This window comes from Sphingobacterium sp. SGL-16, assembly GCF_011043515.1.
Classification (GTDB): domain Bacteria; phylum Bacteroidota; class Bacteroidia; order Sphingobacteriales; family Sphingobacteriaceae; genus Sphingobacterium; species Sphingobacterium litopenaei.
The window spans coordinates 93089-104855 of record NZ_JAAKGQ010000006.1; the positions used below are offsets into that span (position 1 = coordinate 93089).

Sequence of the window (11767 nt, forward strand, 5' to 3'; positions counted from 1 at the left end):
AAAGTTTTATGAGAAAGCAACTAAAAGTGCTTCTTTAATAGCAGCAATAGCTGTTTGTAAGTCTTCATCAGTATGTGCGGACGAAATAAAACCTACTTCATAACCTGAAGGTCCGAAGTAAATGCCTCTATTCAACAATTCACGGTGCATGATTTTATATTTTTCCATCGAAGCTGGATCGATTTGATCTGCAGATTGAATTTTTTCTAATGAAGTGAATGCAAACCAGAATATAGAGCCAATCGTAAAAATCTTTACTTCTAGATTTTTTTCTGTGATGAAAGCACGAATTTCTTCAACGAAAGCTAAAGTGGTTTGCTCTTGTTTTTCGTAGAATCCTGGTTGCGCTAGAATACTTAAAGCCGCAATACCCGCAGCCATAGCCACTGGATTTCCTGAAAGAGTACCTGCTTGATAAACCCCACCATCAGGAGAAATATGCCCCATAATTTCAGATGAAGCACCATATGCACCTACCGGCATACCACCGCCGATGATTTTTCCATACGTCAAGATATCAGGTTGAATATCATAATATTTAGCAGCACCTTCGAATCCTAAACGGAAACCAGTGATTACTTCATCAAAAATCAACAATGAACCATTAGCTGTGGTAATATCACGTAAGAATTGAATGTATTCTTTATCTTGAATTAATAAACCGTTATTTGCAGGAACTCCCTCGATGATGACTGCCGCAATTTGATCTTTGAAATCAACAAAAACTTGTTCTAAAGCCGCCTTGTCATTTAAACCAATGACGATAGTTTCATCTGCAAAAGCTTTAGGGACACCAGCTGAAGAAGTCTCACCAAATGTTACTAATCCTGAACCAGCTTTTACTAATAAAGAATCCGAGTGGCCGTGGTAACAACCTTCGAATTTGACGATTTTATCACGCTTAGTATAACCTCTAGCCAAACGAATAGCCGACATCACCGCTTCTGTACCTGAACTTACAAAACGGATTTTCTCCACATATTTATTGTTTGAAATAATCAATTCTGCTAATTCGTTTTCCAAAGCAGTAGGCGCACCGAAACTCAATCCCTTGCCCAATTGCGCTTGCACAGCTTCACGGATTTCAGGATTGTTGTGACCTAAAATAAGTGGCCCCCAAGAACAACAAAAATCTATAAACTCATTTCCATCCGCATCCCAAAGATGTGCTTTATCACCTCTTTCGATAAATAATGGTGTACCATAAACCGATTTGAATGCGCGAACAGGAGAATTTACACCTCCTGGAAAATATTTTTTTGCTTTTTCGAAAAGTTCAGCTGACTTTTCTCTAGATATATCTTGTGCTTTCATGTGCTAATTCAATAGTCTTGCGAAGTTAGAGATTTAAACGTAAATTATATTCATTCTCAGGTCAGGATTTTAATAAAGCATTTTGTCTTTGCAAACGGAGTGAGTAATCTATTAGTTTGGATTTCTCCTTTCGTCGAAATGACATTAAGCAGTTAAATAAACACAGGCTCAACAATTTCTTGAGCCTGTGTTATAAATCGTCATTTAGAATGCAATGAGGAATCTGATGAGATATCTCCTAAAGTCGATATGACGACAAAGCGTAATATTTTATTTCAACCAACCTTTTTCCAAGACTTCTTTCGCGTGGTAGGTTAGGATAGAAGTAGCACCTGCACGTTTGAAACTTAGTAATGTTTCCATAATAGCTGCTTCTGATAACCAACCATTGGCGATAGCAGCTTTTAACATAGCGTATTCTCCCGAAACATTGTACGCGGCGATTGGCAAATCAAAGTTATCGTGCAATAATTTGATTACATCCAAATAAGGAAGACCTGGTTTTACCATTAAGAAGTCTGCACCTTCTTCCATATCCAATTGCGCTTCAATTAAAGCCTCTCTGCTATTTGCAGGATTCATTTGATAGGTCTTTTTATCTCCTTTTTTAGGTGCAGAACCTAAGGCATCACGGAAAGGTCCGTAGTATGCAGAAGCATATTTAGCCGTATAAGACATCAAGGATACATTCGTAAAGCCGTTTTCGTCCAAAACTTGACGTAAATAGCCAATACGACCGTCCATCATATCCGAAGGAGCAATGATATCAGCACCATTTTGCGCATGTGCTAATGCCATTTTACCCAATACGACTAAGGTTTCATCATTTAGGATTTCACCATTTTCAACGATTCCATCGTGACCATCCGAACTGTATGGGTCCATTGCTACGTCTGTAATAACACAGGCTTCTGGGAAATTTTTCTTTACGGCATCGATAGCGCGTAAATACAAAGTTTCTTCACGGTAACTTTCTGTCGCGAATTTATCTTTCAACGATTCTTCCACAGCAGGGAACAAATCGAATGCTTTCAATCCTAAATTCATACAGCTTTCTACTTCGCGTAGCAAGTTGTCAATAGAATAGCGAAAGATGCCCGGCATTGATTTTACTTCCTCTTTTTGGTTTTCACCATCGATGATAAATAATGGGAATATTAAGTTAGAAGGCGACAAGTGCGTCTCTTGAATCATGTCACGAATGACTGCTGATTTTCTGTTTCTTCTAGGACGTTGTAACATGGTATTTGTTTTATATAAAAGCCACTTCGTAAGAAATGGCTTAATGTTTTTTATTTATAATCTAATCCAAAAATAGCTTCTGCTAAGCCCATTTCGTCAGGAGAGAATGGAAGAGTATATTTTAGTCCCATTTCTTCGATCGCTTTAGCTGTTGAAGTTCCGATACAGATAATTTGTTGATCAGGTTCAGCAAGATTTTCAGCAAAATAAGCCTGTACGTTGCTTGGGCTAGTAAAGATCAAAACTTCAGCATTTGATTTATCCACATTTTCTTCCAATACCGTTTCATAAATAGGCATGTCGATAACTTGTGTTTCTGGAGTCAATGCTTTTTGGATGCTCATTAAAGAGTCCTTAGCACGTGGTATAAATACAGTTTGTCCATCCACCACTTTTGCAAATTCTTTCGCGATTTCTTCTGTGCTGATACCTAAATCATCACCCGAAAAATCTGCTACGCGACCAAATTTACGTAAAGTTGATTCTGAACCTCTACCTAAAACCCCGATTTTAGTTTTCTTCAAAATCAAAGGTTCCAATTTGAAGAAATGTTCAATCGCATTTTTGCTATTGAAGAAAATCCAATCTGCTCTTTTTAGGATAAAAGAATCCAATTTATTGATAGTAGGGTAGATTTTAATCAAAGAGCGGCCATCTATAGCGATGTTATGTTTTGCTAACCATTTTCCTAAGTATGAATTATCATCCAAATCTCTTGAGATGAAAACCGAAGAAGGGAGTTTACGGTCTTTCTTATATTTTTCAAATATTTTTTCTGCCATGCTCTCAGTCGTATCCGATTGGATATAAAATCTATCTGGAAAATCTTCGTTATCTTCTGCAATAGAAGTCCAAGCTTCGTATTTTCCATTGCGCTCTCGGCAATAAGAACCTAGTGGTGCATGACAGCCTGCATCAAACATATTTAAAACTTTACGTTCTACAGCGATAGTTTTTGCAACAGATTCACAGTTTATTTGTTGTAACACATCAAATAATTCTGTGTCTGTTTCACGGATCTGAATCGCCAATACACCTTGGGCAGGAGCAGGAATGATTTCTACAGGAGCTATTTCTTGAAGATGAAAATCTGATAAATCCATCTCAATACGCGTAACACCAGCTTTTGCTAATACGATGGCGTCGTATTGCTCATCACGTAATTTTTGAATACGTGTTTGCAAATTACCGCGGAGATCAGAAAATTCTAAATCAGGACGTACAGAAAGCAATTGCGCTTTACGTCTGTTTGAAGATGTACCTACGCTAGCATTGTGCTTCAAAGAGAATGGTTTAGTTACATCTACACAATCTTTGTGAATGATGATTACTTCCGAAGGATCTTCGCGTTCTGAAACTGCAGCAATGATAAGTCCTGGAGGGTTTACCGTCGGTAAGTCTTTGTGGGAATGAACAGCAAGGTCAATCTTTGCAGACAATAATTCTTCTTCCAATTCTTTGGTAAAGAAACCTTTGCCTTCCAATTTATCCAAACGCAGGTGCTGGATAATGTCGCCTTGAGTTTTGATAATTTTTAAATCAGCTTCTACGCCGATTTTTGCTAATCTATCTTTTACGAAGTTGGCTTGCCAAAGTGCAAGTTGGCTACCTCTAGTTCCGATAATTAATTTTCTGTTCACTGAGACTAATTTACGTTATGTAATTAACGATGCAAATTTAGCCAAATTGAACCACTTTCCGACTGTTTTAGTGTCAGAATAAAGTATCTTTTGTCTAGGAAAGAAGAAGGAGATTAATTCTTTTCGAATTCCGTGTTTTTTACAAGAATTTCTTTAGCCATCACCATAGGAACTTTAATGTATTTTTTTTCCATATAGTTGATAACTTTCTCTAATACCTCACGGGCTTGTGGGTCAAGATTGTTAAGGTCTTGCGCAAAAACTTCATTCATTGCTATCTCACGAATTTCTTTAATCTTATCCGGAACCTGACGCATAGCTACTTCTACACGACGTTGTTTGATGATGGGAAGAAACTCTTTGATATTTGCATCAATGATGGTTTCAGCACTTTCTAATTCGTTGTATCTTTCTTGGATGTTTTTCTCTGCGATAGCTTGCAAACCACTTACTTCAATGTAGTGAATAGGATTGTTTGCTAATACTTCAGCGTCGATATCATTCGGGATTGCTAAGTCTACGATCACTTTTTTATCTGTCTCGCCATTCAACAAGCTTTGGTATAATTCATTATCAATGATAGAACCAGCAGCACCAGTACATGTAATCATCACGTCGAAACCTTGTTTGTAATTTGCTAACTCAGTCAAAGGATAAGCTTCACAGTTTAATTCTTCGGCTAATTTTTTAGCATTTTCAAGGGTACGATTGAAAATTACGAAATTTGAGTGTTTATGCTTTTCTAGGTATTTAGCAAAGTTTTGATTCGTTTCGCCCGAACCGATAACTAAAATTCTAGGGTTTTCTGCTAATTTGATTTCTTTTAGTTTGCGGTAAGCTAAAGAAACTACAGAGATAGGATTGCGAGAAATGTTAGTGTATGTGTAAACTTCTTTTGCTGTCTTAACTAGTCTATCCATCATCAGACGAAGGAAGTCGCCAGTAAATCCAGCTTCACGACATTTTTCGTAAGCACGACGCACTTGCGCTAAAATTTCTTTTTCTCCGACAACTAGACTCTCCAGAGAGCAAGACATACGGAACAAATGATTAAGCGCGTCCATTCCTGCATAGCGAGTTACTTGACCTAAATAACATTGAAGTCTTTCGGCAGGTACACAAAAATTCATTTTTTGCATGAAGTCAGCGATAAATTCGTCTGTCAATTCGTGCGCACCATAAAATACAAACTCCACACGGTTACACGTCGCGATGTAGAATATTTCAGGAATATCTAATGCATTTTTAAGATTGATCAATCTGGCATCCAACTCTTCGTTACAGATAACCAAATTCCCCAAATCTTTAAGGTCAACGTGTTTGTGGGTGAATGCTATTACTTTTAAATTCTTCAACGCTTTAACTTTCTAGCTCAAATAACTGATGCAAATGTATGCTAAAACCTTGGTTATTCTGTCAAAAATCTGTCAAACCGTTTAATTTAGAAAGACTCTAAATAATGAGTTTTGAATTTTTAAACTGTTGATAATTAAATATTTACAAATATATTTTTTTGAATAATGATCTATATCATATAATCAAAATCTATTTTGTAATTACAATCATAATTTGGGGTTGAGATTGGTGCATAATTTTCCAGCGGAAAACAATGTTCAAATATAAGGATTAATTATTTGGGCAAGTAAATTTTGAAATTTACCTTTACTATTATGTATATATTAAGAAAACCAATCGCACTACTAGGTGTTGCTGCTGCAGCTTTATCGACTATTTTTTGTCCATTTTTGAAAGTTCCAATCAAAGGAAATTGGAATCTGTATGAGACAGATACAAGTCTATTTTTAATTACCTTAGGTATTCTAGGCTTAGCTGTTTTATTTTTCGTGTCGCGAAAAATTGCTGCTTTTCGTTTTGTTTCTATAGCCTTCTTTATTTGGACTATTTTGGGACTAGTAGCTGTTTATTTTAAGATCAACAATTATTTCGGAATGAAATTAGTAGATGGTCTTTTGGCTAAGACCTTGCATATCAAATGGGGATGGGCAGTATTGATTCTAAGTGCTGTGATTATGGTTTTGAGTGTTGGCAAAGTAAAAGAAGTAAAATAGTATGAGACACAAACAGATAAATAATACACCTATAAATCAGATTATGCTGATTTTGATTATTCTTCTTATATGTATTTTGATATTTAAGAACTTGCTGTATTATTTACCTGGCTTTTTAGGTGCTGTTACTTTGTATATTTTGTTTCGAAATTCCTATTTCAAATTGACTGAAAAACGTCGTTGGAATAAATCTTTAGCGAGCATTCTCTATATCCTAATTTCTATTGTATTTATTGTTCTACCGATTTGGGCTATAGTGGATTACCTAGTTCCACAGGTCAGTAATATATTAAGCAATCCAGCTGATATCATAGCGAAATTTAATCAAGTAAAAGTATTTATGGAGGATAAGCCTATCTTGAAAGATATCGATATGTCGGATCAGTCCTTAATGAATTTTTTGCAACGATTGACAAAATATATTCCAAGTATTCTTAATTCGGTAATGGAAGTAGGGGTTAATATTTTGGTAGCGCTATTTGTCCTGTATTTTATGCAAGTTCACGGCCGCCAAATGGAAAATTATATAAGACGAGCTATACCGTTTTCTGATACGAGTAAGAATGAAATTTGGGCAGAAGTAGATCTAATGGTTCGATCGAATGCGATAGGTATTCCAATTTTGGGGTTGTGCCAAGGCTTGGTAGCGATGTTTGGGTATTGGATTTTTGGTGTGGAGAATTATATCCTATTGGGAACTTTAACAGGAGTCTCTTCTATAATTCCAGTGTTGGGAACTATGACTATTTATATTCCAGTATGTATAACTGTATTTGCTACGGGGACAGTTGGAAGTGGTATTGGACTTACGTTGTATTGTTTTTTATTGGTTGGAGGGATTGATAATATTCTACGTTTTACGATACTTAAGACTTTAGGTAATGTTCCGCCTTTAATTACTGTTTTCGGTGTATTATTAGGGTTAAATATGTTTGGTATGCTTGGATTGATTTTTGGTCCATTAATCCTATCCTCTGTAGGTGTTTTAATAAAAGTTTATTCCAATGAATTCGGAAAAGGTAATGCAATCGATTTACTAGAATCAGAAACAAATAAGTAAGCACTTACTTTTTTTTAAATTTTTCTTTTGTAATCCGTTTTAACTCATTATGTTTGTAACCACAAAGGGAGATGAAAGAATGAAACTTTGTGAGTATTTACTCACGAGTGAATAACCAAAAAAACACAATTCATGATAGACCGCAATGTCTTAAAACTTCACCAAGAAATTTTCTATCCAATTATAAAACTATTTTAGACTAATTATAGACTTGTCCAAACCCGCGACAAGTCTTTTTTTTTGTCGTGCAATTAAAAGCTACAAATCCGTATATTTGTATTGACATTTGTCAAAATAAACCATGAGGACATTCATATGGGAACGGAGAGTAAGAGACAACAACGATTTGCAGGTGTTATTCAGCAAGATTTAGCAGAGCTATTTCAGCGTGAAGGTGGAGCTTGGGCACCAGGAGCTTTTATCACGGTAACAAAAGTTCGTGTGACTCCAGATTTAGCTATAGCGCGTGTATTTTTAAGCTTTTTGAATACAAAAACTGCAAAGGATGATATAGCATCCATCAAAACGAAAACGAATGAAATTCGATATAAATTAGGCGCTCGTATTAAGAATCAAGCGAGAATAGTTCCGCAATTGGAATTCTTCTTAGATGATACTAACGAATATGTAGAGCATATGGATAAGATATTCGAAGAGATAAGTAAAGAAACTAGACAGCCAGATTAATCAATCTGGCTTTTTTGGCTTATGATATTTCGACTAGACGAGCAACAAATAATATTTCCTGATCCCTCTTTGGCCGAAGAAGATGGCTTACTTGCTGTAGGCGGTGATTTAAGCTTAGACCGTTTGCGGAATGCTTATGCAAATGGAATTTTTCCATGGTATTCAGAAGAAACGCTCATATTGTGGTATGCTCCACACGAAAGATTTGTATTATATCCTCAAGAGATTAAAGTAAGTAAATCTATGTCTAAGATAATGGACAAAGGCAGTTTTGAAATTACTTTTGATATCGCTTTTGAACATGTTATTCATAATTGTGCTTCTGCGGATAGAAAAGACCAAGATGGGACATGGATCGTCGATGAGATGCAAAAAGCTTATATTAATCTACATCAAAAAGGTTTTGCACATAGCATAGAAGTTTGGCAAGATGGAAAATTGGTGGGGGGATTATATGGCGTATTAATTGGGAAAGTATTTTGTGGGGAAAGTATGTTTTCAAAAGTTTCTAATGCATCTAAGGCGGCACTGATTTATTTGTGCAAGAATTTTGATTTGGATCTTGTCGATTGTCAAATTCATTCGGATCATTTAGAATCTATGGGGGCTAAGCTAATTGATTCCAAAATATTTTATAATTTGCTTCAAAACCAACAATATAATACCCATGGATTACAAAATCTACTTCGATATTCCGACTGATATTACTTATCTTAATACACCAGGAAATGGATTAATGCCGCGTACTCATTATAGCTGGCGAGCAAATAGGGAAAAGGATTTCTTTGATGTACGAGGTAATTTACGTGATCAGCAAGGTGCATTTATTGCGGAAGCGAAAGCTGAATTTGCAACTCTTTTCAATTGTCCATTAGCTAATTTATTTGCATTACCTAACTTTTCCTTTGGATTGCATACTTTGGTGAATGGCTTACCAGAGGGCTTGCGATATGCTATTTTGGATGAAGATTATCCATCATTGAATTATCCCATTATCAGCAGAGGATTGGATTATGTAAAAGTAAAGGTGGACGAAAATCTCGAAGAAAATATAGAACATACAATTCGTGAGAAAGCAGTAGATGTATTGCTGTTGAGTATTGTGCAATATATAAATGGGGTGAAAATTGATTTGAGTTTCGTCCAAAAATTGAAGAAAGAAAATCCTAATTTGCTAGTTATTGCAGATGCTACTCAATATCTCGGAACAGAACCTTTTGATTTTTTGAATTCTGGGTTTGATGCTGTAGGAGGTTCGGGATATAAATGGTTGATGGCTGGGTTTGGCAATGGTTATATGATGATTTCGGAGAATTTGAAATCGAAAATCTATGCTGAATCCCAACAAGGCGAGCGGCCTAAGGAGGGGATGTGGTCTTCGAAAAGTATTTTGGATACATTTTTTGAGCCTGGACATCAAGATACTTTGAGTCATGGTACCTTAGGACAATCAGTTCGTTTGTTGAAAAATCTGGGGTTGGAAAATATTCAAAAATATTTGCACGAGCTTAGTACTTACGCTTACGAAAAATTAGAAGAAAGAAGTTTACTTTTGCCCGAAATAAAAAGCAGAAAGGTCAAATCTTCGTTATTTAATGTGCAGATCAATCCGAAATATTATGATTTGTTGATGGCAGAAGGAATTAAATGTTTTCCTCGCGGAACTGGAATTCGAATAGGATTACATTTGTACAATACGAAAGAGGATGTAGATAAGTTGATAGCAGTGATTGATAAAATAGAGAAATAAGATGAATTTGAAAATAGGAGATTTAGTACGTTTTATAGATGAACCCATAGAAGGGCATATCACATCTATGCAAGCGAATGATATAATCGGTGTAACCGATGATACTGGTTTTGAAATTCCTGTATTGCGTACGAAAGTGACATTGGTGCATGGAAATATGCGCACCATCGAAGATGAATTAGATGATTTGCCAGCTCAAGCAAATTTACCTTTTGTGGATAAAGGAATCTTTATTGGGGTTGCTGGCGAACAAAAGGATGGATTGGCGAAGTTTTATATTATTAATGAAACTTCATATGAATTATTAGTTTCGGTGTCTGAAATTTCTGGTTCTAAAACTACTGGCATTTTTGCTAATTCTGTCCCGAAACATGATTTCGCACAAATTTATACCGCGAATTTTTCGGCAGTAGGTAAGTGGCCCAACTTTCATTTACAGATTATTCGTCATACACGTTTAGCGCAAACACAAACACAGCCGATTAGCAAAGAGTTTCGTGTGAAACCTTTGGATTTGATTAACTCCAAAGAGCGTGTAGAGATGCTGAATGATAAAGTATGGTTATATGAGATTGACAAAATAGAAGAAGATATTGGTTTGGATAAATTGAAATCTCATTTTATTTCACATCGACCAAAGGGAAGATAAACACAAGAGGCCGTCTCAAAATAATTATGTGCTCCTGCGCGATGTATGTTGCTTACGGGCAAGCATGGAGGACATTCGTACATTCGTGGTAATTATGAGATGGGCGGTTTTACCGATGAAACTGAAGGCGGACAAATGCCCTTGCCAGAAGGCATTTATTCTATTCCAAAAATGTTGAAATCTGCAGGATACAAAACAGGAATAATTGGTAAATGGGGCTTGGGTATGCATTTTACTTCTGGTAATCCAAATCTGCAAGGCTTCGATTATGCTTATGGTTATTTAGATCAAAAGCAGGCACATAATTATTTCCCGACCCATCTTTGGGAAAATGGAAAATGGCATACGTTAAACAATACATCTTTTGCTGTACATAGAAAGTTAGATTCTACAACAGTAACAGTTGCAGATTTCGAAAAATTCAAAGGTAATGAATATGCAGGAACGAAATTCACCGATAAAGCGTTAAAATTTCTAGAGGAAAATCAAGCTGATCCTTTTTTTCTCTATTTACCATATACCATTCCTCATGTAGGGTTGCAGGTTCCAGATAAATACATCCAACAGTATATTGGGAAATTTCCAGGAGAAAAGCCATATTATGGACAGTCAGGCTATAATACATCTCAATATCCATTGTCTACTTACGCAGGGATGATTAGTTTTCTTGATGAACAGGTTGGCATCCTCATGCAAAAAGTGAAAGAGCTTGGATTGGACGAGAATACAATTATTCTATTCTCCAGTGATAATGGAGCAACATTCAATGGTGGTGTGCAAGCCAAATATTTCAATAGTGCAGCTGATTTGCGAGGCTTGAAGATGGATGTGTTTGAAGGAGGAATTCGAGTACCTTTTATTGTAAGATGGCCCAAAATGATTAAGTCAGGATCTACCAGTGATTTTATTTCCGTTCAGTTTGATATGATGGAAACATTTACTGACATATTAGGAATTGAAACCCAAAAGAATGATGGTATATCGATTTTGCCCACTTTATTGAATCAACTACAAAATCAAAAGCAGCGGGAATATATATACTTTGAATATCCAGAAAAGGGAGGTCAAGTCGCTATTCGGATGGGGGATTGGAAAGGAGTACGTGTAAATGTCCGAAAGGATAAAAATAGTCCCTGGATGTTATTCAATTTAAAAGATGATAGAGGAGAAACAAGGGATTTAGCAAAATTATATCCTGAAATAATTGAAAAGTTTAATGCTATACAACTCAAAGAACATCAGAATTCACATATAACAGAATGGGAATTTTTAAACAATAAAAGCTCAACAATTAAGTAGTATTAATTTGAGCGATTTAGTAGTGTGTGTGGAAGATAGCTGAGAAGCTATCTTCCT

At 35.9% G+C, this 11767-nt stretch carries 10 protein-coding genes and 1 pseudogene; 7 read left to right on the plus strand and 4 right to left on the minus strand.

The features are described 5' to 3' along the window. Nucleotides 1-6: 6 nt before the first annotated feature. From hemL to hemA, 4 genes are all read right to left on the minus strand, one after another. A complete protein-coding gene (gene hemL, locus G5B32_RS03975; protein ID WP_165290263.1) occupies nucleotides 7-1314 on the minus strand; it encodes a glutamate-1-semialdehyde 2,1-aminomutase in 1308 nt (435 codons plus the stop codon). 270 nt (nucleotides 1315-1584) lie between these two features. Further along, nucleotides 1585-2556, minus strand: a complete 972-nt coding sequence (gene hemB, locus G5B32_RS03980) for a porphobilinogen synthase (RefSeq protein WP_165290264.1) — start codon at nucleotides 2554-2556, stop codon at nucleotides 1585-1587. Between the two features lie 50 nt (nucleotides 2557-2606). After that, nucleotides 2607-4196, minus strand: coding sequence for a hydroxymethylbilane synthase (gene hemC, locus G5B32_RS03985; RefSeq protein WP_165290265.1), 1590 nt, complete (start codon nucleotides 4194-4196; stop codon nucleotides 2607-2609). A gap of 113 nt (nucleotides 4197-4309) precedes the next feature. Beyond that, nucleotides 4310-5551, minus strand: coding sequence for a glutamyl-tRNA reductase (hemA, locus tag G5B32_RS03990; RefSeq protein ID WP_165290266.1), 1242 nt, complete (start codon nucleotides 5549-5551; stop codon nucleotides 4310-4312). A 315-nt stretch (nucleotides 5552-5866) separates the two neighbouring features. Here hemA and G5B32_RS03995 point away from each other — a divergent pair, with 315 nt between their 5' ends. From G5B32_RS03995 to G5B32_RS04025, 7 genes and pseudogenes are all read left to right on the plus strand, one after another. Continuing rightward, nucleotides 5867-6265 (plus strand): hypothetical protein, encoded by a 399-nt coding sequence (locus G5B32_RS03995; protein WP_165290267.1) that lies wholly within the window; start codon nucleotides 5867-5869, stop codon nucleotides 6263-6265. Nucleotide 6266: 1 nt separating this feature from the next. Beyond that, nucleotides 6267-7325 (plus strand): AI-2E family transporter, encoded by a 1059-nt coding sequence (locus G5B32_RS04000; protein ID WP_165290268.1) that lies wholly within the window; start codon nucleotides 6267-6269, stop codon nucleotides 7323-7325. 315 nt (nucleotides 7326-7640) lie between these two features. Beyond that, nucleotides 7641-8012: a 30S ribosome-binding factor RbfA gene (rbfA, locus tag G5B32_RS04005; protein WP_165290269.1), complete on the plus strand. Its 372-nt coding sequence runs from the start codon at nucleotides 7641-7643 to the stop codon at nucleotides 8010-8012. A gap of 21 nt (nucleotides 8013-8033) precedes the next feature. Then, a complete protein-coding gene (gene aat, locus G5B32_RS04010) occupies nucleotides 8034-8714 on the plus strand; it encodes a leucyl/phenylalanyl-tRNA--protein transferase (RefSeq protein WP_165290270.1) in 681 nt (226 codons plus the stop codon). Next, nucleotides 8680-9762, plus strand: a complete 1083-nt coding sequence (locus G5B32_RS04015) for an aminotransferase class V-fold PLP-dependent enzyme (RefSeq protein WP_206366784.1) — start codon at nucleotides 8680-8682, stop codon at nucleotides 9760-9762. The genes aat and G5B32_RS04015 overlap by 35 nt, the downstream gene beginning before the upstream one ends. A gap of 1 nt (nucleotide 9763) precedes the next feature. Continuing rightward, nucleotides 9764-10411, plus strand: a complete 648-nt coding sequence (locus G5B32_RS04020) for a hypothetical protein (RefSeq protein ID WP_165290271.1) — start codon at nucleotides 9764-9766, stop codon at nucleotides 10409-10411. Nucleotides 10412-10450: 39 nt separating this feature from the next. Further along, nucleotides 10451-11710 (plus strand): annotated as a pseudogene (locus G5B32_RS04025) (sulfatase-like hydrolase/transferase); the annotation flags it as partial. Nucleotides 11711-11767 lie beyond the last annotated feature (57 nt).

Bases quoted from the DNA above. Each gene is read 5' to 3' on its own strand.
- hemL (WP_165290263.1), bottom strand. From the start codon at position 1,314: ATGAAAGCACAAGATATATCTAGAGAAAAGTCAGCTGAACTTTTCGAA.
- hemB (WP_165290264.1), bottom strand. From the start codon at position 2,556: ATGTTACAACGTCCTAGAAGAAACAGAAAATCAGCAGTCATTCGTGAC.
- G5B32_RS04020 (WP_165290271.1), top strand. From the start codon at position 9,764: ATGAATTTGAAAATAGGAGATTTAGTACGTTTTATAGATGAACCCATA.
- G5B32_RS04015 (WP_206366784.1), top strand. From the start codon at position 8,680: ATGGATTACAAAATCTACTTCGATATTCCGACTGATATTACTTATCTT.
- aat (WP_165290270.1), top strand. From the start codon at position 8,034: ATGATATTTCGACTAGACGAGCAACAAATAATATTTCCTGATCCCTCT.
- G5B32_RS04000 (WP_165290268.1), top strand. From the start codon at position 6,267: ATGAGACACAAACAGATAAATAATACACCTATAAATCAGATTATGCTG.
- rbfA (WP_165290269.1), top strand. From the start codon at position 7,641: ATGGGAACGGAGAGTAAGAGACAACAACGATTTGCAGGTGTTATTCAG.
- G5B32_RS03995 (WP_165290267.1), top strand. From the start codon at position 5,867: ATGTATATATTAAGAAAACCAATCGCACTACTAGGTGTTGCTGCTGCA.